The 25,136-nt window shown below is 69.8% G+C and carries 20 protein-coding genes and 2 pseudogenes; 11 read left to right on the top strand and 11 right to left on the bottom strand.

What is annotated here, in order from left to right; genetic code table 11:
* Nucleotides 1–64: 64 nt before the first annotated feature.
* Complete coding sequence (locus JT723_RS05645; protein ID WP_205043361.1) at nt 65–2,239, top strand: MMPL family transporter; 2,175 nt, start codon at nt 65–67, stop codon at nt 2,237–2,239.
* 149 nt (nt 2,240–2,388) lie between these two features.
* Nucleotides 2,389–2,655, top strand: a complete 267-nt coding sequence (locus JT723_RS05640) for a metal-sensitive transcriptional regulator (protein WP_205043625.1) — start codon at nt 2,389–2,391, stop codon at nt 2,653–2,655.
* A 409-nt stretch (nt 2,656–3,064) separates the two neighbouring features.
* On the opposite strand, the gene JT723_RS05635 is transcribed toward JT723_RS05640, so the two are convergent.
* Entirely contained in the window at nt 3,065–3,676 is a 612-nt protein-coding gene (locus JT723_RS05635; RefSeq protein WP_205043360.1) for a TetR/AcrR family transcriptional regulator, read from the bottom strand.
* A 94-nt stretch (nt 3,677–3,770) separates the two neighbouring features.
* On the opposite strand from JT723_RS05635, the gene JT723_RS05630 reads away from it, so the two are divergent.
* Together JT723_RS05630 and JT723_RS05625 are read left to right on the top strand one after the other, a co-directional pair.
* Nucleotides 3,771–4,496, top strand: a complete 726-nt coding sequence (locus tag JT723_RS05630; protein ID WP_205043359.1) for an SDR family oxidoreductase — start codon at nt 3,771–3,773, stop codon at nt 4,494–4,496.
* A 207-nt stretch (nt 4,497–4,703) separates the two neighbouring features.
* Nucleotides 4,704–5,615, top strand: coding sequence for a hypothetical protein (locus JT723_RS05625; protein WP_205043358.1), 912 nt, complete (start codon nt 4,704–4,706; stop codon nt 5,613–5,615).
* A 129-nt stretch (nt 5,616–5,744) separates the two neighbouring features.
* Here the strand turns inward: JT723_RS05625 and JT723_RS05620 are convergent, their stop codons facing one another.
* The 3 genes from JT723_RS05620 to JT723_RS05610 all read right to left on the bottom strand — a co-directional run bounded on the left by JT723_RS05620 (nt 5,745) and on the right by JT723_RS05610 (nt 8,582).
* Nucleotides 5,745–6,425, bottom strand: a complete 681-nt coding sequence (locus tag JT723_RS05620; protein WP_205043357.1) for a uracil-DNA glycosylase — start codon at nt 6,423–6,425, stop codon at nt 5,745–5,747.
* A gap of 276 nt (nt 6,426–6,701) precedes the next feature.
* Entirely contained in the window at nt 6,702–8,102 is a 1,401-nt protein-coding gene (locus JT723_RS05615) for an amino acid permease (RefSeq protein WP_205043356.1), read from the bottom strand.
* Between the two features lie 165 nt (nt 8,103–8,267).
* Nucleotides 8,268–8,582 (bottom strand): hypothetical protein, encoded by a 315-nt coding sequence (locus tag JT723_RS05610; RefSeq protein WP_205043355.1) that lies wholly within the window; start codon nt 8,580–8,582, stop codon nt 8,268–8,270.
* A 40-nt stretch (nt 8,583–8,622) separates the two neighbouring features.
* Here JT723_RS05610 and JT723_RS05605 point away from each other — a divergent pair, with 40 nt between their 5' ends.
* A complete protein-coding gene (locus JT723_RS05605; RefSeq protein WP_205043354.1) occupies nt 8,623–9,807 on the top strand; it encodes a permease in 1,185 nt (394 codons plus the stop codon).
* Nucleotides 9,808–9,821: 14 nt separating this feature from the next.
* Here the strand turns inward: JT723_RS05605 and JT723_RS05600 are convergent, their stop codons facing one another.
* On the bottom strand, nt 9,822–10,319 hold the full coding sequence (locus JT723_RS05600) for a nitroreductase family deazaflavin-dependent oxidoreductase (protein WP_205043353.1): 498 nt from the start codon (nt 10,317–10,319) through the stop codon (nt 9,822–9,824).
* Nucleotides 10,320–10,557: 238 nt separating this feature from the next.
* On the opposite strand from JT723_RS05600, the gene JT723_RS05595 reads away from it, so the two are divergent.
* Together JT723_RS05595 and JT723_RS05590 are read left to right on the top strand one after the other, a co-directional pair.
* The gene (locus JT723_RS05595) at nt 10,558–11,604 is read left to right on the top strand and encodes a PP2C family protein-serine/threonine phosphatase (RefSeq protein ID WP_205043624.1); all 1,047 of its coding nucleotides are present in this window, start codon (nt 10,558–10,560) and stop codon (nt 11,602–11,604) included.
* A 308-nt stretch (nt 11,605–11,912) separates the two neighbouring features.
* Nucleotides 11,913–13,421 (top strand): SulP family inorganic anion transporter, encoded by a 1,509-nt coding sequence (locus JT723_RS05590; RefSeq protein ID WP_205043352.1) that lies wholly within the window; start codon nt 11,913–11,915, stop codon nt 13,419–13,421.
* Between the two features lie 747 nt (nt 13,422–14,168).
* Here JT723_RS05590 and JT723_RS05585 read toward each other — a convergent pair.
* The 3 genes from JT723_RS05585 to JT723_RS05575 form a co-directional block, all read right to left on the bottom strand.
* On the bottom strand, nt 14,169–14,660 hold the full coding sequence (locus JT723_RS05585) for a MarR family winged helix-turn-helix transcriptional regulator (protein ID WP_205043351.1): 492 nt from the start codon (nt 14,658–14,660) through the stop codon (nt 14,169–14,171).
* An 88-nt stretch (nt 14,661–14,748) separates the two neighbouring features.
* Nucleotides 14,749–15,981, bottom strand: a complete 1,233-nt coding sequence (locus JT723_RS05580; protein ID WP_205043350.1) for a polysaccharide deacetylase family protein — start codon at nt 15,979–15,981, stop codon at nt 14,749–14,751.
* Between the two features lie 215 nt (nt 15,982–16,196).
* Nucleotides 16,197–17,888 carry a chloride channel protein gene (locus tag JT723_RS05575; protein WP_205043623.1) on the bottom strand — a complete coding sequence of 564 codons (1,692 nt, stop codon included), beginning with the start codon at nt 17,886–17,888 and terminating at the stop codon, nt 16,197–16,199.
* 216 nt (nt 17,889–18,104) lie between these two features.
* Here JT723_RS05575 and JT723_RS05570 point away from each other — a divergent pair, with 216 nt between their 5' ends.
* Nucleotides 18,105–18,617: a MarR family winged helix-turn-helix transcriptional regulator gene (locus JT723_RS05570; RefSeq protein ID WP_205043349.1), complete on the top strand. Its 513-nt coding sequence runs from the start codon at nt 18,105–18,107 to the stop codon at nt 18,615–18,617.
* Between the two features lie 82 nt (nt 18,618–18,699).
* Nucleotides 18,700–19,221: a hypothetical protein gene (locus JT723_RS05565; protein WP_205043348.1), complete on the top strand. Its 522-nt coding sequence runs from the start codon at nt 18,700–18,702 to the stop codon at nt 19,219–19,221.
* Nucleotides 19,222–19,540: 319 nt separating this feature from the next.
* Here the strand turns inward: JT723_RS05565 and JT723_RS05560 are convergent.
* A pseudogene (locus tag JT723_RS05560) lies at nt 19,541–19,876 on the bottom strand (TerD family protein); the annotation flags it as partial.
* A 54-nt stretch (nt 19,877–19,930) separates the two neighbouring features.
* A pseudogene (locus tag JT723_RS05555) lies at nt 19,931–20,098 on the bottom strand (IS256 family transposase); the annotation flags it as partial.
* Between the two features lie 817 nt (nt 20,099–20,915).
* Here JT723_RS05555 and JT723_RS05550 point away from each other — a divergent pair.
* Both JT723_RS05550 and JT723_RS05545 read left to right on the top strand, forming a co-directional pair.
* Nucleotides 20,916–21,209 (top strand): hypothetical protein, encoded by a 294-nt coding sequence (locus tag JT723_RS05550; RefSeq protein WP_205043345.1) that lies wholly within the window; start codon nt 20,916–20,918, stop codon nt 21,207–21,209.
* An 80-nt stretch (nt 21,210–21,289) separates the two neighbouring features.
* Nucleotides 21,290–23,926, top strand: coding sequence for a class III lanthionine synthetase LanKC N-terminal domain-containing protein (locus tag JT723_RS05545; protein WP_205043344.1), 2,637 nt, complete (start codon nt 21,290–21,292; stop codon nt 23,924–23,926).
* 169 nt (nt 23,927–24,095) lie between these two features.
* Here the strand turns inward: JT723_RS05545 and JT723_RS05540 are convergent, their stop codons facing one another.
* Entirely contained in the window at nt 24,096–25,079 is a 984-nt protein-coding gene (locus JT723_RS05540; RefSeq protein WP_205043343.1) for a zinc-dependent alcohol dehydrogenase family protein, read from the bottom strand.
* Nucleotides 25,080–25,136 lie beyond the last annotated feature (57 nt).

Genomic DNA, 25,136 nt, shown 5'->3' with positions numbered 1-25,136 from the left:
TGGTCTGCATACCCCTCGGGGTATGCAGACGGTCCAGTAGAGCATGAGCAGGAAGGCTCGTTCCATGACATCCGTGTCTTCGCCAGAAGCCGGCTCGCCCGGCAGGAGGCCTCACGCTCCCGGGGCGGCCGGCTCCCCCGGGCCGTTCGGCCGCCTCGGCATCTGGTCGGCGACCCACGCCAGGACGGTCTTCCTGCTGTGGGTGGTCGTCGTGGCCGTCCTCGGCGCCTTCGCACCGAAAGTGGAGTCGGCGCTGTCGGGCGCGGGCTGGCAGGCCAACGGCTCGCAGTCGGTGGCCGTGCGGCAGATCGCCCAGGACCACTTCGGAGGCAACGCCTCCTCCGCCATCCAGGTCGTGGTGCACGCCGACAAGCCGGTGACCGACCCGTCGGTGCAGAAGGTCATCGGCCAGGCGGAGTCGATCGTCCGCGGCGACTCGCGCGTCGCCGCCGTGGTGCCGCCGCAGCCCGGCGCCACCGTCAGCCCCGACGGTCACACGGCGATCGTGCTGGCCGGAGCCAAGGCCGACCCCAACGAGATGGTCCGCGCGGCAGACGACCTCAAGGAACCCCTGGCCGCCCTGTCCGGCCAGGGCGTCACGGTGAACGCCACCGGGGCCTCGGTGCTGTGGAGCGACTTCAACACCGCCAACCACAGCGCGATGATCCACTCCGAGATCCTGTCCTGGCCCGTGACCCTGGTCATCCTGGTGCTGGCCTTCGGATCCCTGGTCGCCGCCGGACTGCCACTGCTGCTGACCATGGCCGGGCTCGGCGCCTCCGCCGGCTCACTCGTCCTGCTCACCCACCTGACACCCGTGTCCATCTGGGCGATGAACTTCGCGATGATGTTCGCCCTCGCCCTGGGCATCGACTACGCCCTCTTCATGGTCATGCGCTTCCGCGGCGCACGGATGGGCCGCGCGCGCACCACCGTCCAGGCCGTCGCCGAGACCATGGACACCGCAGGCAAGGCCGTCGCCCTGTCCGGCGCGACCGTCCTGGTCAGCCTGTCCGCAGTGATGCTCGTCCCGTCCCCCGCCTTCCGCTCGATGGCGGGCGGCATCATGCTCGCCGTGGCGTTCGTCCTGGCCGCGACACTGACCTTGCTGCCTGCCGTGCTGGCCAAGCTCGGCCACCGCATCGACGCGGCGGCGCTGCCGTGGGCGAAGGTGGGCGAGCACCGCTCACCGCGCTTCGCCGCCTGGGGCGAGCGGCTGTGGCGCCGCCCCGTGGCCTACGGCGCCGGCGCCCTCGTCGTGCTGCTGGCCCTGGCAGCGCCGGTGATCGGCCTGCGCACCGCGATGCCCTCCATCAACGTCCTGCCGGGGGACGCCTCCGCCCGCGCGGGCTACACCGCCGTACAGAACGCCTTCGGCCCCGGCGCCCCCGGCACCCTGCAGATCGCCGTCCCCTCCGTCTCGGCCCCGCAGGCCGCGCAGACCGCCCAGCACACCCCCGGCATCGCCACCGTCCTGCCACCCCAGGCCGCCGCCGACCACTCCGGCTGGACGATGATCCAGGCCGTTCCCACGGCCGACCCCTCCGACCCCGTCCTGTCGCAGACCGTGCACACCCTGCGCACAGGCCTCCCGCACGGCAGCCTGGTCGGCGGCGCCGCCGTGGAGAACCTCGACCTGCAGCACCTGCTCACGCAGAAGACGCCGCTGGTCATCGGCATCGTCCTGGCCCTGGGCTTCCTGCTGCTGCTCATCGCCCTGCAGGCGCCCCTGGTCGCAGCACTGGGCACCGCGGCCAGCCTGCTGTCCACCGGCGCCGCGTTCGGCGTCGCACGCCTGCTCTTCCAGGACGGACACGGCGCCGGCCTGCTCGGCTTCACCTCGCAGGGGTTCCTCGACGGCTGGGCACCGGTGTTCTTCTTCGCGATGATCTTCGCCATCGCCATGGACTACACCGTCTTCCTGCTCGCCTCCGCCAAGGAGCACTACGAACGCACCCGCGACGTCAAGGACGCCATGGTCGGCGCCATGGCCCACTCCGGCCGGGTGATCTTCGCCGCCGCCGCGGTCATGGTCGCCGTCTTCTTCACCTTCGCGATCTCAGGACCGCTGCCACCGAAGGAGATGGGCATCGTCCTCGGCGTGGCCGTCCTGCTGGACGCCGCCCTCGTACGGCTCGTCCTGCTGCCCGTGCTGCTCCGCCTCACCGGCCACGCCGCATGGTGGACCCCGTCCTGGCTGCGCCGCATCCTGCCCGACGTCCGCTTCGCCCACGACTGACCGGCGGGCTCCCCACGCGTCGCGCATCCGCGTCCGGCCGAGCACCGCACGGCCGGACGCGGGCCGGACTGCACCGCAGACCCGGCCCCTATACCCCCTGGGGTACAATCAAAGCAAGTGAAACCATTGAAGGAGGTGCGCTCATGGGAATGGCCGTGGACGAGGACTCGGTACAGGCAGTCCTCAACCGCCTGCGCCGCGCGCAGGGACAGCTCTCGGGCGTGATCGCCATGATCGAGGCCGGCCGCGACTGCAAGGACGTCGTCACCCAGCTCGCCGCCGTGTCCCGCGCACTCGACCGCGCCGGATTCAAGATCGTCGCCAGCGGCATGCGCCAGTGCATGACGGCGGCCGACGGCACCACGCCGCCCATGACCGAGGCCGAACTCGAAAAGCTCTTCCTCACCCTGGCCTGATCCAGCACCGCCGAGACGGGCACAGCAACCACAGGTGCGGGAGAAGACAGCGCAGAAGAGCCGGCGTCAAGGAGCGACGGGCTGCTCTTCGTGCGGCGTTGAACACCAGCGGCGACCCGCCGAGCGGAAAGTGCACCTCGGGCCGGCCGAACGCATGCACCACGCGCAGATCCGCCGGGTTCGCCACCGGCATCGGCCGCACCAGGCGGACAACGCGCCCGAGGCGACGCTCCCCCTGGTCACCAACTCGCCGGCCCCCTCGGGCCTGGCCCCGGCGACTGCGGCGGACGTCCGCACATCGCACGTCCTATACATCGGGCAGACTCCGCCCGCCCGGTCGGCGCGGCAAAGCGGGCTTGACCGATCTCGCGGGTGACATCGGGGAACCCAAGTAGTCCGCAGGCAGTGCTCAGCCATGCGCGGTTGTCGCGTCAGGGGCGGGCAACGCAGTGAAGTCCACCGCCCCCAGGCCGGCGGCGACCTCGGCAGCCGCCTCCCGGATGCGAGTCGGCAGGTCCATGTCGTCCGGCCGGTCGGTCCACCGCTCGAACGCGGTGCGGAAGATCGCGACACCGACCTCCGCGAGGAGCGTCGCATGCGACTCGGTGGTGCCTCGGTCCCGCAGTGCGTCCGCCACCGCGTCGATCACCGCGGCGAACTTGGTGCGCCCCCGCTCCTGCAGTTCCGGGCTCGCCCGGACAACCGCCCGCCGTTGCACGGCGAGCGGGGCCTGGTCGGCCAGCCCTCCGGCGACATCCACGAGAGCGGTCAGGAGGGCCTCGAAGGGCGTGAGTGTGTCGGCGGCGTTCCGGACGGAACGCGCGAGGACGACCGGAAGTTGTTCGGATCCGGCAAACAGCACGTCCCGCTTGTCCGTGAAGTAGCGGGAGAACGAGCGCCGGGTCAGCCCGGCCCGCTCGGTGATCTCCGCGACGGTGACGTTCTCGTACCCATGCTCAAGGAACAGCTCCAGAGCTGCCTCGCGGAGCCGGTCTTCGGCATACGGGTCCCATCGCGACATGGCCACCACCATAACAGTGATGACTCACTGAGTCATCACGCTGCTATACTGATGACTCACTGAGTCATCATTTCGAGGTGCAGGAGTTGTCACCATGGCCCTTTCAGGCCAGCACATCGTCATCATCGGCGGCAGTTCAGGGATGGGACTGGCCGCGGCCCGCGCCGCAGCGGCAGCAGGGGCGGTAGTCACGATCGCATCGAGCAGCCAGGGACGGCTGAAGGCCGCTCTCGCGGAGTTGCCGGACACCTGTGAAGGGGCGGTCGTCAATTCCCGCGACGAGGCCGGCCTCGCCGCCCTCTTCGAGCGCGTCGGCGAACTCGACCACGTGGTTTACACAGCCGGGGACACGGTGCGTCCGCAGCCGCTGGCAGACCTGCCACTCGATACCGCCCGGGACCTGTTCGAGGTCCGCTTCTGGGGAGCAGTCGCCGCGGTCAAGCACGCGACGCGGCACATCCGGCCGGGAGGCTCGATCGTGCTGACGTCCGGGACGGTCGCTGTCCGCCCCGCACCCGGAACGGCGCTCGCGGCCGGCGCCGCCGCCGCCGCAGAGGGCCTGACGCGAGGGCTGGCTGCCGAGCTCGCCCCGATCCGCGTCAACGCGGTCCGCCCGGGAGCAATCCGCACGCCGCTGTGGGACCCGGTTCCGGAGCCGCAGCGCGCCGCGTTGTTCGCGACCCTCGCTGATCGGACGCTCACCAAGTCGATCGGGGAAGCGGACCAGATCGCCGCGGCACACCTGTATCTGATGGAGAATCGCTTCGTCACCGGAACGGTGCTCACCGTAGACGGAGGCGCCGTCCTCGCCGGGAGCTAGCCTCGTGCTTTCGCGAGGTGGGCTGTCCAACGGCTGATCAGGCAAGCTCCGAAGCCGTGTGCGCAGGTTGGAATCCCGCCGGGGGCACAACCGGGTTGAGGCTCTGACCAGCGTCCGCCAACCGGCGCTTTCCTCCAACGGCAGGGATAGGATCTGCCGATATCTCTCGAGCCGCGGGGCGAGGGGCGGGGGGTGTGCGCTGACGTGGTGAACGCGGTACTGATGCTCGGGGCCTTTGCGTGGATGGGCGCGCTGCTCGCCGGCGTGGCCGTGATCGGCGACGGACCGATGGGCCCGGTGCTGACTTTGGGTGGCCTTGCTGCCTTGGCCGTGATGGCGATCGGCGTGACGATCGTGCCTCGTCGGCTGCGGTGGCGGGGGGACGTTCGGCCACGCCGTACCGGCAGTCGCGCCTTCGAAGCCGGGTATCCGCTGAAGCCCGCGCAGATCGCGGTCGAGGAACGCTGGGGTGTCACGCAGCAGATCACGGACAGGGGGTGGGTGAGGGAGGTCGGACGGCTGAGCTGGCGCCAGGCCACGGTGTTTCTGGTGGGCGATGAGACGGGGCTGGTCATCGACCCGCGGTTCTTGTCCCGCCGGGCTTACATCTTTGACAGCACCTGCCGCGTCGGCCCAAGTCCGACGACGGCAACACTCAACCCCGGTTTCGACCTCTGGCGGAAGAAGGGCGTACTGCGTATTTCCCAGGGGGCGCAGGTGATCGACTTGGCCGTCCCACTGAAGTCCGTGCCCGCCGTCGCCCGCATCGGTGGGGCGGGGCCGGTCGACAAGGTGGTCGGCACTGCCGTCACCGTCTCCGACGAACGCCTGGCCCGGATCGCGCGGATTGATCGTCGGGCCGCGCGAGGCCATGCTTTCTTCGCCCGGATCAACGCGCGATCCAACGCGAACCGCTGGGTTGCCGCGGCGTGTTCGCTCTTCTGTCTGGCGCTGGCCGCCGGTTTCTTCGTCGGCGGTGCGAAGTTGGGCCAGTACGGCGCTGTCGCCGTCATGCTCTCGCTGTCGTGCTTGGGCGCGGGGGGTGTTTACGCGGGTCGCGTGGTATTTCGTGACAAGCACGGATGGCCGTCGCAATGGCGGCGAGGGAGGCCCGGCTGACGCGTTCTCACGTTGTGGACAGCGGTGGTCGTCCGGCCACTGACGGCTACGACGTGCTGACCGCGAGAACGACGGAGCCCTGATCCCGCAGCCTCTCCGGCCGCGGGGCGCCGCAACGACCAGGACCCGCTATCCGGCTCGAACAGTACCCAGCAGCCGCGCAGCCTGCTGCAGGACCTTCAATATCTCCTGCCGGGCGGCAGGACGCGACGCGAACACACGTGGGCTCGGATGCCAGGTCGGAAGCGTGTGCACCTTCGGGGCGAAGCGTTCCTGGTATATAGCCCATCCCGCTTGGGCCTTGCGCCCCATGGGAACGACGACCTCCAGGGAGGGCAGCATCGCTATCACCTCATGGAGGAAGAGCGCGGCACGCTGGATCTCGGACTTCCCCGGGGCCGCGATTCGGGTGGCCGTGCCGAGGTACCACGGCACCACGTTCCAGTGCACGGACTCCCTGTACGGAAGGCCTGCCTCATCACGCAACATCCAGCAGTTCCGCGCGGTGGGGTCGTCGTTGTCGATCGAGATGATCCCACTGCCTGTGCGACGCAGTTCGGCCTCGGCGCCCACGGCCTTCTGACCCGGTGCTTCCAGCAGGAAGAGGCTCCGGGCTTCCACCCCGCCCGAGGCAGGGTCGAACCACGGCACTGATTCGCCCTCGCCCAACCGGGCACGCAGGCCCTCCACCCAGTCGTTCAAGGGGCGCGTCGAGGACTCGGTACGAACGGCGGCCAACCGAGTGCGGAGCGCCTCAGGCTCTGCCAGTGCCCGCGGCGCCGTCGTATGAAAAGCGTTGCGTGATGTCATGCGCTGCAGTGTGTCACTCCACAGTGACAGCTTCTGTTGGCCGAGAGAAACACGGAGTTCGGCTGAACGCCGGATCCGGATTTACGACGTCGGGCTCCTCCGCGACCCGGATGAAGCCTGTGCCCGGGTCGTAGAGGGCACTGCCCGGCGGCGGCAAGCCAGTGCTCCGCAATGGGGCATCAGCCGTTGTGCGGCTTGGGCTCCGGCTAGGCAAGGGCAGCACTCTGTGGCGGCGGTTTCCACGACAGGCCGTTGGCGGCCGTGCCTGGGTGCGGCTCAGTCAGCCGTCGGTTCCGCCGCGGATTCTGCGTTCTCGACGCCGGTGGGTCTGCCGGCTTTCGTCCACCGGACGTACAGGGCGGCTGCGATGGCCAGGGTCGCCGTCAGGGACAGCAGGGGCCAGCCGCGCAGCAGGTTGACCGCGAGCGTAAAGGCGACGGCGACGGCGGCCAGTGCGTTGACGCAGGCCAGTGCCGTCTTGCCCTCGCGGCGGGCGAAGCTGGTCATGGCCAGCAGGCCGACGAGGAAGCTGACGAACACCGCGACGGCGTAGAAGAGCACCAGGCGCTGTTCCCTTGCTTCCGCGGCCAGGACGACCAGGGCTCCGGCGGACAGGTAGACCAGTACCGACCAGTACGGGGTGTGGTGATGGTTGGTACGACCCAGCGGTGTCGGCAGCACACCCGGTGCCCGGTCGGTGCCGGAGAGGGCCTTGAGGAGTCCGGGGCCGGCCTGGAATGAGGAGCTGGCCGCCGCGAGAAGCAGCAGGGCGCTGGTGAGCTGGAAAGCGCCGTAGAGCCAGCCGGGGCCGGTGGCGGCGTGTGCGATGTCGGCGATCTGGGTGGAGTCCGGGGCGGGAATGCCGGTGTGGAGGCGGACTGCCAGCGCGGTCAGTGCCAGGGTCAGGCCGCCGACGATCACCACCAGGAGCGCGAGGGTGCCGCGGCCGAAGCGGCGGCGGTGGGTGTCGTCGAGCTGGCCGAGTTGGGCGATGGCGGTGGACGGCGCTTCGACGCCGGTGGCCAGGGCCATTGCCACGGGGAAGGCCAGCACCACCGCCAGGAGCGCGGAGTGTCCGGGATCGGTGGTGGCCGGTGCGCTGCCCGCGTTGTGGGGGGAGGTGAAACCGAGGACCAGGACGCTCACGGAGACCACTACGAACACTGCGGTCATCACGGCGAACAGCAGGCGTCCCCCGTGTCCGAACCAGGTGAGTCCCGCGACCACCACGAGCAGCACCAGGGCCAGCGGGATCCGGGCAGGAGCCAGGCCTGGGAGGAGGGCGATGGCCGCGCTGGCCGCAGCGGAGATCGAGACGCCGATGGTCAGTACGAAGTCGACGACCAGCGCGCCGATCGGGAGGAACGTCCACTGGGGGCCGAACGCCCGCCCTGCCGCTGCGGCGGCACCGCCCCCTTTGGGGAAGCGCCGCACGAGTTGCCAGTAGTTCGCCGTCACCACGACGACCAGACCCACCACCAGGGTCATCGTGGGCAGCAGTAGCGCAAGATCACCTTTCAGCGCGCGAAGTGCCGCTTCGATGGCATAGGCCACGGACGAGACGGGATCGGCGATCACCGCGAAGGAGAACGCGAAGAACAGTACCGAACGCCGAGGCCCGGCGGAGACGGCCGCCGGCGAACCGACAGATGGCCGGGCGCGCCGGCGGAGAATCATGGAGAGCCTTTCGCAGCACATAGCACATAGCACAAGGAGGATCTAGCCGACCGTGACGGCCGGTGCGCCGGCTTTGACGGCGCTTGGGGGTGATGAAGGGTGCCCTCCGGGTCGAGCGTGGAGATCACGTCGGAACACAAGACGACGGTACGAGGTCCGGCCGGCTCAACAGCGGCTTGACGGCCACGTCGTGGCGCGGGTCAGCATCGTCGCGCTGCTGGTCGCCGGCCTGCTGGTCGCGATCTCCGCAGCCGACACCAGGGTGAACACCGTCCCGATACCCACGACCAGATCCGTATCTTCGCAGTGGACGCCGCCGGGCGGAGAAGGCTTTCTGTGGTCCCGTCGCGTCATCCAGGCGATGACCGGCACGCCGACCAAGCCGACAGCCGCGGTCTTGAACGGCGCCGGGACGAACAGGACGCCGACCACGGCCAGAAGGAGCGCCAGTGGAAGCTCGTACTGGTCTGCCCTCGGCACTCATGCATGGGATACCCCTGCGCGGGGGAAGGCGAAGACGGTGAAGCCGATCATTCACGCGCTGTCCATCACCGGCTCGATGACCTGGGAGATCACCTGGGCACTGATCCTGGGATTCACCTTGTCCGCCGTCGTCCAGGCAGTTGTCCGCCGGGCCACGGTCGTCCGGATGCTCGGGGACGACCGGCCGCGCACGCTGGCGACCGCCTCGGCATTCGGCATCGCGTCGTCGTCCTGCTCCTACGCCGCCGTGGCACTGGCACGCTCACTGTTCCGCAAGGGAGCGGACTTCACCGCCGCCATGGCGTTCGAGATCGCCTCGACGAACCTGGTCGTCGAACTGGGTGTGATCCTCGCACTGCTGATGGGGTGGCAGTTCACGGCCGCGGAGTTCGTGGGCGGGCCGGTCATGATCGCACTGTTGGCGGTGCTCTTCCGCCTTCTCCTGCGGGACATTCTGCTGCGCGAGGCCAGGGAGCAGGCCGAACGGGGGCTGTCGGGGGCCATGGAGGGGCACGCGGCAATGGACATGTCCGTACAGGGGAACAGCTCCTTCGTACGGCGCCTGGGTTCCGGCGAGGGGTTCACCGCGGTCGCGAGCGTATTCGTCATGGAATGGGCGGCCATCCTGCGCGACCTCGTCGTGGGGCTGCTCATCGCCGGTGCCATCGCCGCGTGGGTCCCCGATTCCTTCTGGCGGCACTTCTTCTTCGAGGGCCACCCGCTGGTGTCGAAGGTGTGGGGGCCGCTGGTCGGGCCGCTGGTGGCGATGCTGTCATTCGTGTGCTCGATCGGGAACGTGCCGCTGGCCGTCGTGCTGTGGAAGGGCGGCATCAGCTTCGGCGGAGTGGTCGCATTCATTTTCGCCGACCTGCTGATCCTGCCGATCCTGAACATCTATCGGAAGTACTACGGCGTCCGGATGACGCTCTTCCTGCTCGGCACCTTCTACACGACCATGGTCATCGCCGGATACGTCGTCGAATCCCTCTTCGGCGGCCTCGGCCTCATCCCCGACCAGGCCGACGCCGAGATCCCGACGCAGGGGGTGACCTGGAACTACACCACCTACCTCAACATCGCCTTCCTCCTGCTGGCCGCCGCATTCGTGACGCGCTTCCTGCACACCGGCGGTGCCGGCATGCTCCGCGCCATGGGCGGCGCACCCGAACCGGCGGACGCCGGGCAGGGTGCCGATGACCACCACGGTCGAGCCGGACGCTGAGGCCGGTGCGGAAGTCAGCTTCCCGGAAAGGCGACCAGCCGGACGAAGGCGATCTGACGGCCGGCGGCGCGGTATGCGTCGGCGGTGCCGTCCGCAGGCAGGCCGAGGTAGCGGCACAGGAGGCGGGCTGCGCGCGGGTGCCTGGGGGCGTACTCGGCCATCACCTCGGCGCCCTCCTCGGGGTCGAGGAAGTAGGCGGACACGTGGTGGCGGTGCCTGCCGACCTGCACCGTGCCGCCGGGCGCATGGCGCAGGTTGCGGTACCACTGCGCTTGCTTGCCGTAGCCCGAGGCGACGGTCCAGGAGTGGTTCGCCGCGTCATAGGCCACCACCTCCACGACGACCCGCCGGGGCTGTCCGGAATTCCGCCCGGTATGGGTGAGCAGCAGCATGCGCCTGCCCAGCAACCGTCCCAGTCCCACCCTGTACAGCTGTACGGGCAGGCGGGCGAGGATGCGGGTCAGGCCGGTCGGTGGCCTGCGGCGTGGATCGTCGCTAGTCGTGGGGGGCATGGGCGAACCTCCTTCGCCAGGGGGCTACGGGCAGGGAACCCGATTCGGTAACCTCTCGTGAGAGGATCGTCCTCCAGTAGACCTTTGCACAATCCAAACGACAGGGGCAAACGTGCCACACGAGGCGGGTCCCCTGGAACGCCCGGGGCTGTACGAGGGCCTTCCGACCGCGACGGCCCCGGCCGACACGGTCGCCGGCGGCCCGCCGGCGGCTCTGGTGTCTCTGCCGTATGTCGTCATGGGCGTCGTGGTGGTGGCGGACATCGCGGCCGGATCGAGCGTGGGCCTGCTCCCGATGACCGCGCTGGGACCGGCCTTCGCCGGACTGACCGGGGGCTGGCGGAGAGCCGCCCTGGTGGGGCTCGTGGCCGTTGCCGTCTGCTGCGGGCTGGGCATCTACGACGGACTCTTCGAGGAGCGACGCGGCTTCACCGCCCTCGCGTCGGTCGTCGGCGTGACGGTGGCCGCGGTGATCGCGGCGGTTGCGCGGCAGCGGCGCGAGGCGGAACTGGCCAGCGTTCGCTCCATCGCCGAGGTGGCGCAACGTGTGCTGCTGCGTCCGGTGCCGCGCAGCGCCGGCCATCTGCGGGTGGCGGTGTCGTACACATCCGCGGTCGCCGAGGCACGCATCGGCGGGGACCTCTACGAGGTCGTGGCCTCGCCTGCGGGAGTCCGGGTGATCATCGGCGACGTCCAGGGCAAAGGGCTTGCCGCGGTGGAGATCGCGGCCGCGATTCTCGGCGCGTTCAGGGAAGCCGCCTACGACGAGCCGGACCTGCGGGGCGTCGGTGAGCGGCTTCAGCGGACGGCGGAACGATCAGTGGGCGGCGAGAAGTTCGTGACCGCGCTGATCGCCGAGATACGCCCGGACACCGGGGCAACGGTGATGAACTACGGTCACCCGGCGCCCATGCTGGTCACGGCGGACGGCGACGTCTCCTTCCCTGAGCCGCCGGAGTACTCCGTACCCCTCGGCCTGGGCACCGGGCCGACCGACACTCCCGTGGCCTTTCCGGTACGGATGGAGCCGGGTGACCAGATGCTGCTCTACACCGACGGCGTCACCGAGACCAGGAACACGGCGGGCGAGTTCTATCCGCTGGAGAAGAACGCACACCTCCTGCGCACCCCCGACCCCGACCTGGCGCTGGAGGCGCTCCGCGTCGACCTGGTGCAGCACTCGGGAGAGCCGCTGCACGACGATGCGGCGATGCTGCTGCTGCGCCACCGCAACCGACCGGGGCTCATCGGGCAGCAAGCCGTCCGGCCGGAGCAGGGGCGGTAGACCCACGGGGCTCATGGCGGGCGACCTCCCGCCCGTCACCCGCCCAAGGCCTCGGGAGACCTCGCCGATCTGCATGTGCCTGCTGTCCACGATCGTGCTCCCGGCCCCTTCTCGTCCCTGCGGGGCCGCCGTCACCGGCGCGCTGAGCGGACCCGCCGCCGGGTCGTACGCGGCGCCGGGTCGTACGCGGCGCCGCTTTTCGGACTTCCGCCCACTGACGGGCGATCCGCGCACCGCCACCTCGGCCCTGCGCGTCCTGCCCGCGCGGCCCCGACCGGCTGCGCCCGAGCACGACAGGTCATCCGGTCTTGCAGCCATCCTCCTCATCCGCGTCCGCGCGCCTGCCCGGCCTGCCCCGGCCCGCGTGGCTGTCCCCGAAGGTCTTCCGCACCGAGGTCCTGGCCGGCCTGGTCGTCGGTCTGGCACTGATCCCCGAGGCGATCTCGTTCTCCGTCATCGCCGGGGTCGACCCGAAGGTCGGGCTGTTCGCCGCGTGCACGATGGCGATGGTCATCGCCTTCGCCGGCGGGCGCCCGGCGATGATCTCCGCCTCCACCGGTGCGGTCGCCCTGGTCGTGGCCCCCGTCGCCCGCCAGCACGGCCTGGGCTACCTGATCGCCACCGTGATCCTGGCCGGGATCTTCCAGATCGTGCTGGGCTCGCTCGGCGTGGCCAAGCTGATGCGGTTCGTGCCGCGCTCGGTGATGGTCGGCTTCGTCAACGCGCTGGGCATCCTGCTGTTCACCGCGCAGATCCCCAACCTCCACGACGTGCCCTCGGCCGTGTATCCGCTGGTCGTGGCCGGGCTGGCGATGATGGTGTTCTTCCCCCGCCTGACCAAGGCCGTGCCGGCGCCACTGGTCTCGATCGCGGTCCTCACCGTGATCACCGTCGCGGCCGGGATCGCGGTGCCCACGGTCGGAGACAAGGGCAAGCTGCCGTCGTCGCTGCCCGTGCCGGGGCTGCCCGATGTGCCCTTCACCGTCCACACCCTCACCGTCATCGCGCCCTACGCGCTGGCGATGGCGCTGGTCGGGCTCATGGAGTCGCTGATGACGGCCAAGCCCGTGGACGAGATCACCGACACCCACTCCGACAAGACCCGCGAGTCCATCGGCCAGGGCATCGCCAACATCGTCACCGGGTTCTTCGGCGGCATGGGCGGCTGCGCGATGATCGGCCAGACCATGATCAACGTGAAGAACGGTGCGCGCACCCGCCTGTCGACGTTCCTGGCCGGGTTCTTCCTGCTGATCCTGTGCATCGCTCTCGGGCCGGTGGTCTCCGACATCCCCATGGCGGCGCTGGTGGCCGTGATGGTGCTGGTCTCGGTCGGCACCTTCGACTGGCATTCGATCAAGCCCGCGACGCTGAAGCGGATGCCGGCCGGTGAGACCCTGGCCATGGCCGTGACCGTCGCCGTCGTCGTCGCCACCAGCAACCTGTCCATCGGCGTCGTCGTCGGCACCGTCACCGTCACCGCGATGGTGATCTTCGCCCGCCGCGTCGCCCGCGTCACCGCCGTGACGTCGGTCACCGACCCCGACGGAACCGAGGTCGTCTACGCCGTGACCGGTGAACTCTTCTTCGCCTCCGCCAACGACCTCATCACCCGCTTCGACTACGCCGGCGACCCCGGCAAGGTCGTCATCGACCTCACCGACGCCCACGTCTGGGACGCATCCTCCGTCGCCGCCCTCGACGCGATCACCACCAAATACGCCTCACGCGGCAAAGCCGTGGAGATCGTCGGCCTCAACCAGGACAGCGCCAGAATGCACGGCAACCTCACCGGGGAACTCACCGGAAACCGCTGACCCGCGCCCCGCCCGCGACCACCCGCCCGGGGCTGAATCGTTCGGTGTAACTCCCGATCATGGATGCGCCGATGACCAGTGAGAACATGTCTGATTCCGAGACTGCCCAGCCCGTGGAGTCTGCGTCGGCGAGGCTGTGGACGACCGGTCGATCAACGAGCTCATGGGCCTCGGCAGACCCGGCCGTAGGCGAGGTCCCTCCGGCAACGGCAGGTCCGCGACCGGGCGCCCGTCCTCCAGGAATATCTCCTCCCCTGGACGCGGGTGGACTCCGCGAGGGTCGAAGACCAGCCCGGTCAGTCCACTCCGCGCCGTCGGGCGTACACAAGGCAGAGGCATCCAACCCGGCATCCCAGCCGATGGCATCGGACAGGTAACGGATCACGGCAGAAACTTTTGGCCTAAGCAAAGTTTGCATAGTCTCAATGAAGGGGGGACGCTGGGCGGAGCGGGCCGCCCGGGCGGCGGCTGGAAGGAGGACCGTGGGGATGCGGGACGACACGTCGAAGGGGACCGACGACGAGCCTCCCAGTCGCCGCTTGCCGACGGCCCTCCTCGGCGAACTGGCGGCTCTGCGGCATTCGGTGACGGAGCTGGGGGCGAGTCCGGCGACCATGTCGCCGTCGCACGCCGACCAACTCGCCTCCGTACTGGCGGCGCTCGGGCTGGCGACCGGGCAGCAACAGCGCTGCGCACGTGACGCGTCCACGGCACCGACCCTCGACATCAGTGGGCCGACCGCGGCGGTCACCATCCCAGGTGGTGAGGTGGCGCCGAACGTACGGAGGGCTCCGAGCCGGCGTCGGTGAAGGCCCGCAGCGCCTTGATCAGGTCGTGCCGCTGGGTCGGTGACATGGCGTCGACGATGCGGGCGATCTCGGCCCGCCGGCGCTCGGTGGCTTGCAGGACGGTGGACCGGCCCTTCGCGGTCAGCGAGATACTGCTGGTGCGGCGGTCGGTGGGCGATGCCGAGCGCGTGACCATCTCGGCGGCGACGAGCCGGTCGATCATCCGCATGGCCGTGGAGGGCTGGACGTCCAGTTCGGCGGCCAGCATCGACAGGCTCAGCGGCCCGCGGGTGTGGAGCGCCACCAGCATCCGGAACTGGGGAAGGGTCAGCGCGTCCTCGACCGAGGCCAGCGACCTCGCCGATACCGCGACCAGCAGGCGGGACGCGGTCAGCAGCGCGCTGACCATGGCTTCGGCGTCGTTCTCCGAGCCGGACGGGAAGTCGACCATGGGTCAGTTCTACCCTGCCGGGTGCCGTGCAGCGCAGTGGGGCGGCGGTGGCGGTCCCGGTGCCGGGTGCCCTTCCGGGGGCCGGGTGTCATACGGCCCCGGTGAAGGCACGCCATCCCTGGCTGGGCTTGCTGCCGACGTCGAGAGTGCGCAGTCGGGCCAGTAGCGCGGGGTCCTGCGCGTCGAGCCAGTCGACGAACTGCTGGAAGGACACCATGCGGACGTCGCTCGCCCCCAGTGAGGCGATGTGTTCCAGCGTCTTCTCGACGGCGTCCATGTAGATCCCGCCGTTCCACTCCTCGAAGTGGTTGCCGATGTAGAAGGGCGCCCGGTTGGTCTGGTACGCCCGCTCGAACCCGGCGATGTACGACGCCGTGGCCTGCTCGCGCCAGTACGGGTAGTTGCGCGGGTCGCTGCTGGTCGCCGTGTGCGACTGGTTGGCCAGCATGTTGTAGTCCATGGACAGCACCTCGAAGGTGTGCCCGGGGAAGGGGATCAGCTGCAGCGGCAGGTCCCACACGCCCATCTTCTTCGACGGCCAGACCTGGTTCCCGCCCGGCGAGCTGGCGTCGTAGCGGAAGCCCAGGGCGCTCGCGGTCGGCAGCCACTGGTTCTGGCCGAGCAGGCACGGAGTGCGGCCGCCGATCAGCTCCTTGCCGTAGTCGAAGGGCAGCGGCTCGACGTCGGAGAAGCCGGTGTTCGTCCGCCACCGGGTGACGAAGTCGATGGCTTGGCCGATCTCGCTCTTCCAGTCCGCCGGGCTCCAGTTGCCCACACTGCCCGAGCCCTCGCAGAAGTGGCCGTTGAAGTGGGTGCCGATCTCGTGGCCTTCGAGCCACGCGCCGCGCACCTGCTCCAGCGTCATCTTGATGTGCTCGTCCTTGAAGTACCCGATGGCGGACGCGCCCACCGGGTTGTTCGGCGGCCGGTAGAGGTCCTTCTTCGACTCGGGCAGGCAGTACAGCCCCGACAGGAAGAAGGTCATCTTGGCGTCGTGCTCATGTGCGAGCCTGCGGAACCGGGCGAACAGGCCGTTGTCCAGCTCCCCCGCACCGTCCCAGGAGAAGATCACGAACTGCGGCGGCGTCTGACCCGGCTCCAGCCGTTCCGGCACGGGCTGGAACGGCTGCGGACCGGTGTCGGAGGTGGAGCCGTCCCCGAGGAGCCGACCGCCCGGCCGGGACGTGGTGCCGTCGGTGGGACCCTCCGGTGGCGCCGCACTGTGCGGCTTCGGCTCACCGCCGCCGGCGCATCCCGCCGCGGTCCCGGCGGCGGCCCCGGCCGTGAGGGCGAGCAGACTCCTCCGTGTGATGGATCCCATGGTGTTCCCGCTTCCGCGTGGCTCTGCGACAGCTGCGGTCATCACCGGAGCCATCCTTTGCACAATGCACAATGCACAATGGGTACCCGAATATGGTCGTATATATAATGCCAATCGGATGAATCAGTCATAAGTGGCGAACGGGCGCCGCCGTCGCCCCGTTCGGCTGCGGATGCGCGCGTATCGCGACAGCCGGGGGTCGGAGCCGCGAGCGGTCATCCCCCATCGGGGTTGGCTGCCTGGTGCATCGCGCCGAGGACGGACTGATGGGTGATCCACCCGACGAGGCGGTCGTGGTCCGCATCGAGAACGGGCAGCCCCGCGCCTTGGGTGCCGACCAGGTCGGCCAGGGCGGCGGACAGGGCGCTTTCCGCACCGACGGACCGGGGAAGCTGCACGATCGACTCCACCGGCACGCTGTCGTGGGCGCCGTCGGCCAGCGTCTCCGCGGCGCTGCGCGCGGTGGCGATGCCGAGGTAGGTACCCTCCGCCGAGACCACCGGCAGGACGCCGTGCGCGGATCGCGCCAGTGCGGCTGCCGCTTCGGCCAGCGGCAGGGAACCTTCAAGAGGGGACGGGACGGGCTCCATGACCGCCCCCACGGTGATGCCCGCCAGCACGTCGACGACAGGCCTCTCGCCGAGGTCGACTCCCCTGCGGCGGAGTTTGAGGGTGTACACGGTGTCGGTGGACAGCGCCCGGCTCACCCCGGTGGCGAGAACGATCGCGGTCATCAGCGGCAGGATGATGGTGTACTCACCGGTGAGTTCGAACATGATGATCACCGCGGTGATGGGCGCGCGTGCCGAGCCCGCGAAGACCGCACCCATACCGATCAGCCCGTACGCGCCGATCGGCCCCGCGACTCCGGGCAGCACGTGATGCGCCGACGCGCCGTAGGCGGCCCCGAAGGCGGCGCCGATGAAGAGCGCGGGCGCGAAGACGCCCCCGGAGCCGCCGATGCCGATGGTCAGGCTGGTGGCTGCCATCTTGGCGACCACCAGCACGACCAGGAAGCCGATGGCGTATCCGCCTCCGACCGCGCCCTCCAACACCGGATAACCCACGCCGTACATCTCCGGCAGGAAGAACAGCAGCACACCGAGGAGCAGCCCGCCGGCGGCCGGGCGTGCCCACTCCGGGCCTCGCCACGCCCAGTCGCAGGCGTCCTCGACCAGATACAGGACCCGGGTGAAACCGACACCGACCGCGCCCGCCAGCACACCCAGCAGGGCGAAGAGCAGGTACTCCGACAGGTGCGTCACAGCGAAGGCCGGCGGATGCAGGAACGGGTGGTCGCCGAACGCACTCCGGCCGATCACGCTGGCGGTGACCGAGGCCAGGACCACCATGCCGAACGACTCGGCCGTGAAGTCCCGCAGGATCAGCTCCATCGCGAAGAACACCCCGGCCAGCGGCGCGTTGAAGGTCGCCGCGATCCCGCCGGCCGCACCGCAGGCGACGAGAACCCGCATACGGTCCTCAGCGACCCTCACCAGGCCGCCGAGCGTCGATCCGAGCGCGGATCCGATCTGCACGATCGGCCCCTCACGCCCGACCGAGCCGCCGCCACCGATGCACAACGCGGAGGCCAGCGACTTGACCACCGCGACCTGCGGCGGGATCCGACCGCCCTTCCGGGCGACCGCGTACATGACCTCGGGCACGCCGTGACCGCGCGCCTCACCCGCGAAGCGCTGCACCAGCGGCCCGAACGCCAGCCCCGCGGCCACCGGCGCGAGCAGCACGAACCAGTGCCCCAGCCACGGCACATGCGGGTTGGCCACATGTCCGGCTCCGGCGTAGTCGGCTGATCCGGACAGTGCCCCGGTGAACGTGCGGATCAGCCACCGGAACGCGATGGCGCCCAGCCCGGCCCCCGATCCGACGGCCAGCGCCAGAACCAGCAGGCCGCTCTTGGCCTCCCGGAGCGCGGCGACAGCCGCCGGCAGCCCGTGGCGAAGGCGGAGGCCGCCCGCGGGTACGGCGACGGTCGAGGATGCAGGAGGCGAGAGGCGAGGCATATTTGCATTATGCAATACAAACCATTGCTCTATGCAAAGCCCACTCGGCCGCACGGCTGCCGGTACCCGCCGGGGCCGTGGAAACGGTAGAAAGACCCCATGCCCAAGCGTGCACCCGCCACGGACGACACCGTGCCGCCCGTATCCGACCCGGCGGACGAGGTGGTCACCGCCGTCCTCACCGCATCCCGGCTCCTGGTGTCGGTATCGGCACGCTCACTGGCCGCGGTCGAAGAGACCCTGACACTCCCCCAGTTCCGCATGCTCGTCGTCCTCGAAAGCCGAGGCGCGATGAACATCTCCCGGCTCGGCGAACACCTGGACGTCATCCCGTCCACCGCCATGCGGATGGTCGACCGGTTGGCCGCAGCCGGCATGCTGGACCGCGCCCCCAACCCCGGCAACCGCCGCGAGATCCTGATCACTCTCACATCGACAGGGCGCAGCACCGTACGCCAGGCGACCGAACGCCGCCGCACCGAGATCGCCCGCATCGTCGCCGCCATGCCCCGCAGCCAGCGGGCAGGACTGGTCAAGGCCCTGCAGACCTTCACCGACGCGGGAGGGGAGCCTCTCGCGCACCGCAATGCGGGCGTGGACGTGGGCTGGTGACACCTCCCCACCGCCTCGGCCGCGCGAGTCAGCCCCCTGGGGGGGCGACCGGTCATCCCGTCGAGTTTGGCATCATGCAAAGATGAGGACCCTCCCCGCAGCGCAGCGCACCGCCCGCATCGCCCGCTGGGCAGGCACGGCCGCAGCCCTGACCGCGCTGGCCACGGCGTGTACGCACGCCGCCTCCGCCACCGCGACCGCGCCAAACGGCATCTCCGCCGCCCCCGGACAGGTCACCGTCGAGGAGCCGGGCGTCAGTCTGAGCATCACCGGCGCCGTCGCCCACCTTGACCCATCAGGCTCGGGCACTCTGAGCATGACAGTCCACAACGGCAGCAGCGTTCCCGAACACCTCGACATGGTCGCAACCCCCGACGGTGGCCGCGGAGTACTGACCGGCCGCGCCGGCGCGCCGGCCAGCGGCTCGATGACCAGCGCAGGAATCCTGCTGGAGCCCGACAGCACAGTGACCTTCGGGAAATCCGGGCCCTCCGTCCGCCTGACCCATCTGCACGGCGTGGCCAACGCCCACACGCTCGCACTGATGCTCCAGTTCGGGGTCACCGGACTCGTACACCTCTCCGCCGTCATCCCCGCCCGGTAAGGCTTCCGGGGAGCGGCGCCGCTGTGCGCAACGCGAGGGCATCCATCTTCGGTCTCGCGGGTGATCTGCCAAGCCCCGTCACTACAGAATGCGGACTGCGGGCACCATATGCGATGACCTCGACGCGCCCGGACAAGGTCACCTCGTTCCCTGCCGGGACGAGAAGTTCGCTGGCCCGGAGAGCCGAGCTCCGCGACGAAGCAACCCGGCAGTCCACTCGTTCGGCCCGCGATCGGCGGCACCGCCCGACCGGTAGTACCAGCGGTCGGCGGCGCCCGTCACCCGGCTCCGCCACAGCGGTCGCGGTCTTCGGCGGCGCCTACCGGACGCTGCCCATCTGCCCGGCGAAGGCGAGTGGATCGCTGTCGAACCCGCGGACCATCTCGCGAAGTCCCCACCCTCCGGAAGCATTCCTGGTGAACTCCGCGACGGTCGCGGCGGTGGACCCGGCGACCTGCGCCAAGTCGTCCACCAGCAACTCCTCGTAGCGCTCGACAACAACCACCTTGGCGTTCGATATGTCGCCGAAGGTCTTCCTGCCCCGATCCTGATGGATGGCCACGCCCACGACGACACGCGCCAGGGAGGATGCCATCCGGTCGAACTCCAGGACCATCACCTCGACGAACCCGAGCCCCAGGCCCGTCTCACTGTATGGTCACCGACCAGCGCCTGGACGTTTCCCTGGCGTGCCCCCCGCAAACCGGATCAGCACACGCTTCGTCAGCTGCTGGAGCAGCCCGCCCTCCCCGGTCAGCTGCAGGCCCTCGCAGCGGGCCCGGTCCACGAGCATCTCGACCAGCTGCTCGTCACTCGCCGGCACGGCCTCCACCGCCGCCTCGCCGCCTGGTATCTGCTCGATGGTGGTGTCGCTCATCTGGCGTCTCCTTGATCACGGATCCGCCGATCATTGAACACTCCCGATCGAGTCAGAAAACCACGAGACCGACCTGCCCACCGAACTCACCGCATAGCATCACAGACGAGATCACCGAGTGGCCGTCGATACACCACTCCAGCGGACGTGACCGCCCGACCGGGGCAGACCCACCACCCCGTGCGCGCCCCCTGCACTCCATCACGCCACACGCCAACCGCATGGACCACGACCGCCCATGGAATCCTTCCATCAATGGGCTCCTGCCAGCCCGGAGCCCAAGCACGGGGACGAAAGGGCAAAAAGGTCTTCCACTAGCTGTGCGCCATCCGTGGGCCAAGAGAGCCAACGAGGCGTCAGATACGGGGTCACGTCCGCTGACCTGCGGTAACTTTCTGCCAGGTTACGGCCTCCGGAGCCGCGTGCACAGATTCAAATCCCGCCGGGGGCACACTACTGTGCAAGTGTGCCAAGACCCCGCCCCCGGCCACCCGCTGGAGCGGGGTCTTCGTGCCCGCACCCGGACGCGGCCCGCGGCAGCTGTTTGCCAGTGATCACGTAATGGCGACGGCACGACAGGATGCGAAGGCGTAATCGTCATCGGCGAGCCGGCAGCCCGGTATAAACCGCCCCTGCCACCGAAGACGTAGGCGCCCCCTGCGGCGGCGTCCCTACTGCGGCAGACCGCGGCTTGCGCCGGGTGCGTGAATATCTGATTCACCCGCTTGCGCGGGAATCGCAACCCCGCGAACCGGGTACCGTCGCAATGGCCGCATACGGCGGTCCGTCATACGACCCGCCGAAAGGTGCCCGCAAAATGAGTTTGCAGGACCCAGAATTCAGAGTCCAGGTTGAACGCGCCGCGATCATGCCCGACGAGGGTGCGGTTCGCGAATTCGTCAAGCAGTTCAACGAGGAGCTTGAGGGCGATCCTGCACTCAGGGAGCGTTTCACGCAGAATCCCGAGGTGGTGCTGGCCGATCGCGGTCTGGCGGTGGATCTCCAGCGGTTGCTCCTGCAGTCGAGCGGTGTCGACGGAGCCGATGAAATCGCCTGTCACATTACCTGTTTCCTCAGTGAGATCTGCACGACCCTGCGTATCGGGGTCTAGGAGCAGCGCCCGGGGCGGATGGTTGTTCCTCCGGGCTGAGGGCCACCGGTCAGAAGCAAGGTACGGACGAGAAGAGGGCGATGAGAGTGCCGTCCGGCGAGCAACTCCACGTCGAGTACGGAACCGCCCTCCAGGCCTTCACCGCCCGCCTCCCGCAGGGATGGCGGACCATGACGAGCGGCGGTACCCCTATCACCTGGCAGGAGTTCTCGTCGCCCGGGACCCTGCCGGTGCAGGGGTGGAAACTCCATGTCTCCGCCGCTGCGACCGACGTCCTCGATCTGGTCGAGATCGTCCTCCCCCGATTGGTGGAGACCGGTACGACCTTCAAAGTGGCGGCCGATGTCAGCACCGTCATCCGGCTCAACGCCGGACTCGCCGGGCGCTCCCAGGTAGGCAAGATCGTCACGGCCTATCCGGTATCCGACGAGGTTCTGGCCGGTCTTGTCGACCGACTGGACGCGGCCTGGCGCCCCCTGCGTTCGCCTGCCGTTCCCTCCGACGTCCCGGTGGGGTCGGGCGGCGCCCTGTTCGTCCGCTACGGCGCCTTCATGGGCACCGGATCGGTAACCGACACCACCGGCGTCATTCACCCGGCCCTGCGGACACCGAACGGGGAGTTGCACCCCGACGTGCGAACCACCCAGGGGAATCAGCCCCGCTGGGCGACTTTGCCGGTCCGCCCCGCAGCCGCCCGCGGACCAGCGTCTCCGGGTGCACTGGTCGAGATCGACGGTGTCGCGTACTTCCCGCTCAAAGCACTGGCAGCGGACCACCGCGGCCGCGTGGACCTGGGGCTCCGTGTCTCCGATGGCACGCTGATCGTCATCCGGCGAAGGTTCCGCGGGGTCGAGGGTGACGAGTTCGGCAATGACGCCATCAGCCGGCTCGACAACGAACGGCTCGTTCTGCTCCGTCTGCGTGGATCAGGCATCGCGCACGAGCTCGTGGCCCACGACCCGGAGGCCGGGTGTCTCGTGGTGACCGACGGAGGCGGGCTCAGGCTGGAGCGGTTTCCTGCGCAGCGGCGCCTGGAGCAACTGCCCGATCTCGCCGAGACAGTGGCGAGGCTCCACGCGCAAGGCCTCGTGCACCGGGATCTGAAACTGTCCAACACACGCCTCGGCCCGGACGCCCTTCGGCTCGTCGACCTCGAACTGGCCGCGCCGTCCGGGACGGAGAAGCCGATTCCCGTCGGCACGCCCGCGTACGTGGCGCCTGAAGGGGTGCACGCCACGGTCAGGCCGCCGTACGACGTCTACAGCCTCGGATCCTGCATCACCCATGCGGTGCTGGGGCAATGCCCGGGCGGACTGCCGCAGCGGAACAACGCCGGGCGCCAGATCGGCCTGTTGCGCCACTATCGATTGCGGACGGCCGCCTCGCTCGTGAAGGAGTGCCACAGCCCGGACGCGGAGCGCCGACCGACAGCCAGAGATCTGACCCAACGGCTCAAAGACGCGCTTCCCGCCCTGCAGGCGGAGTCCGCCGCGGCTCCGCACGCAGTCCTCGACACGTTCGACGTGCGCTGGGCTCGTGCCGCCGCGGTGAGCGCGGGCTTGGCGAGCCGCCGGTTCCGGGTGGGCCGGGACGGCACCTATCACTGGGGGGATCCCAGCCGACACGCCCATGTGTCCGAGGGGCTGAACGGAGGCGTCGCCGGAATCCTCGTCTCACTGGCCACCCTGAACACGGCACTGCGGATCGGGCAGTTCACCGATGACATCAGGGGCGCAGCGGAGTGGCTGGCCGAGCGCCCGGCCGCCGTCAAGGCGCACGGCCTGTTCACGGGGAACAGCGGTGTGGCCGTAGCGCTTGCCGTGGCGGGCCGACTGCTGGGGCGAGCAGACCTCCTGGACGCGGCACGGCGACGATTCGAGTACGCGGCATCCAGCCGCATCCTCGACTACGACCTCTTCTCCGGGGCTGCCGGCATCGTATGGGCCGGACGCCTGCTTGACGCTGTCCTCGGCACTGGCTGGGGAAGCGGTCTCGTCGAGCAGCAGGTGCGGCGCATCCACAAAGCAGCGGGCAGATTCGACGGAGTGGTCGGGTGGCCGGCCAACATCGAGTACGACTCCTCCGGAGGCGTCTACGTCGGGGCCGCCCATGGCACGGCGGGCATCGCGATGGCCCTCGCCGGTTGGGGGGGCGCCACGGGTTGTGCTGCCACGGTGCAGCTCGCAGGGGAAGCCCTGCACAGCATCGCCGAGCACGGTCTGACGGACGACGGCTCCAACATCCGGGCAACTGTGTCGGGCAGCACCATGCCTGCACACACCTGGTGCCATGGAGCAGCCGGCTTCCTCTGGTGCCTCCTTCAGTCCGGCCATGCCTCGGCGGTGCCGGACACGGCAATGGTGGAGTCGATTGCCACGAAGTTCGACCGTGCGATGCCGTTCCTGGCCAACCCCTCGATGTGCCACGGAGTGGGGGGAATGCTGGAGACGTGGCGCATGCTTCGTGCGCTCCCCGGTCACCGTGCCCGGGCGAGTCGCCGGATCGGGCACCTGGTCGGCATCCTCCGGCTGCTCCACCACGCATACGAAGGCGCCACGGTCTGGTCGTCGGATCAGCCTGCGGTCGTCGCTCCCGACCTGTGGGTCGGATTCACGGGCCCGGCCGTCCAACTCGCCCTGGCCGCCAACGGCTCATCCGCGCCGGTGATCTCTCCGGACTGGTTGCAGAAATGTGCATCTCCGCCGGCGGGGCCGTGATCGATCGGCACGCACCGGCGGAACAGCGTTCGGAGGGGCGGTCGAGTCCGCCGGCTGTGGTGACCCGCGCGCTCATCACCGGCATCGGAGCCGGCCAGGCGGAAAACCTGCACCGAGGGGGCCCGGCGGGTCGCGCGGGAGGGTGAGGAGGCGCTTGGCGGCCCGGGTGTCACTCGATGTCGACGACCACCTTGGCCCGGGCCGAGCCCGTTTCCACGGCCGCGTGGGCGTCGGCGACGCTGTCGAGGGTGAAGCGCCGCGGGTCGAGGTCGGGCTTGAGGGCTCCCGCGGCGGCGAGGGCGGCGGCCTCGCGCATGATCTCCCCGTGGTGCTCCCGGCCGCGCCCGGTCAGCAGGGGCAGCAGGGTGAAGACGCCGGAGTAGGTCGCGCCGCGGAAGGAGAGGGGTGCCAGGTTGTGCGTCCCCCAGCCGAGGGCGCTCACGACGTGGCCGGTGTAGACGCGGACCGCTGTGAAGGACGCGTCGAGCACGGGGCCGCCGACGGTGTCGAAGACGACGTCGAAGCCCTCGCCGCCGGTGTGCTCGGCGACGTACTCGTCCACGGTGGTGCTGGTGCGGTCGATCGGGGTGGCGCCCAGGCGCCGGACGTCGTCCAGGCGTGAGGGCGAGGCGGTGGCGTACACCTCGGCACCGCGGGCGCGGGCGATCTGCACGGCCACGTGGCCGATGCCACCGGCGCCGCCGTGGACGAGGACCTTCTGGGCAGCGTGGACGCCCGCGCGGTCGACCAGGCCCTCCCACGCGGTGATGACGGCCAGGGGCAGGACCGCGGCCTCGCGCAGGGACAGCTCGGCCGGCTTGCGGGCGAGCAGACGGGCGTCGACCGCCGCGTACTCGGCGAGGGAGCCCTGCACGTCGCCCACCCCGCCGGTCAGGCCGAAGACCTCGTCACCCGCCGCGAAGCCGTCGACGCCGGGACCGGCCTCCTCGACCACGCCGGCCAGGTCGAGGCCGAGGACGGCCGGGAGCGTGCGCCGGGCGTGGGCGGCCTTGCCGGCCCGGATCTTGGTGTCCAGCGGGTTCACGCCGCTCGCCGCGATCCGGACCAGTACCTGCCCCGGACCGGCTTCGGGCCGACCGATCTCCCTGAGGACCAGTGGCGTACCGAACTCCTGCAGAATCGCTGCGCGCATGGCCGCGCCTCCTTCCGTCGAGCCGTGCGGGCGCCCGGACGTACCGGGCCAGGACCT

Source organism: Actinacidiphila bryophytorum, from assembly GCF_016916835.1.
Taxonomy (GTDB): Bacteria; Actinomycetota; Actinomycetes; order Streptomycetales; family Streptomycetaceae; genus Actinacidiphila; species Actinacidiphila bryophytorum.
The sequence above is the reverse complement of the archived record's forward strand: the minus strand, read 5'-3'. Positions and strand labels throughout refer to the sequence as shown.

Coding starts and splice junctions, on each gene's coding strand:
- JT723_RS05640 (WP_205043625.1), top strand. CDS start 2,389: ATGGCCGTGGACGAGGACTCGGTACAGGCAGTCCTCAACCGCCTGCGC.
- JT723_RS05565 (WP_205043348.1), top strand. CDS start 18,700: ATGAGGACCCTCCCCGCAGCGCAGCGCACCGCCCGCATCGCCCGCTGG.
- JT723_RS05540 (WP_205043343.1), bottom strand. CDS start 25,079: ATGCGCGCAGCGATTCTGCAGGAGTTCGGTACGCCACTGGTCCTCAGG.
- JT723_RS05620 (WP_205043357.1), bottom strand. CDS start 6,425: ATGACATCACGCAACGCTTTTCATACGACGGCGCCGCGGGCACTGGCA.
- JT723_RS05600 (WP_205043353.1), bottom strand. CDS start 10,319: ATGCCCCCCACGACTAGCGACGATCCACGCCGCAGGCCACCGACCGGC.
- JT723_RS05550 (WP_205043345.1), top strand. CDS start 20,916: ATGAGTTTGCAGGACCCAGAATTCAGAGTCCAGGTTGAACGCGCCGCG.
- JT723_RS05545 (WP_205043344.1), top strand. CDS start 21,290: ATGAGAGTGCCGTCCGGCGAGCAACTCCACGTCGAGTACGGAACCGCC.
- JT723_RS05630 (WP_205043359.1), top strand. CDS start 3,771: ATGGCCCTTTCAGGCCAGCACATCGTCATCATCGGCGGCAGTTCAGGG.
- JT723_RS05580 (WP_205043350.1), bottom strand. CDS start 15,981: ATGGGATCCATCACACGGAGGAGTCTGCTCGCCCTCACGGCCGGGGCC.
- JT723_RS05570 (WP_205043349.1), top strand. CDS start 18,105: ATGCCCAAGCGTGCACCCGCCACGGACGACACCGTGCCGCCCGTATCC.
- JT723_RS05615 (WP_205043356.1), bottom strand. CDS start 8,102: ATGATTCTCCGCCGGCGCGCCCGGCCATCTGTCGGTTCGCCGGCGGCC.
- JT723_RS05595 (WP_205043624.1), top strand. CDS start 10,558: ATGGGCGTCGTGGTGGTGGCGGACATCGCGGCCGGATCGAGCGTGGGC.
- JT723_RS05585 (WP_205043351.1), bottom strand. CDS start 14,660: ATGGTCGACTTCCCGTCCGGCTCGGAGAACGACGCCGAAGCCATGGTC.
- JT723_RS05645 (WP_205043361.1), top strand. CDS start 65: ATGACATCCGTGTCTTCGCCAGAAGCCGGCTCGCCCGGCAGGAGGCCT.
- JT723_RS05635 (WP_205043360.1), bottom strand. CDS start 3,676: ATGTCGCGATGGGACCCGTATGCCGAAGACCGGCTCCGCGAGGCAGCT.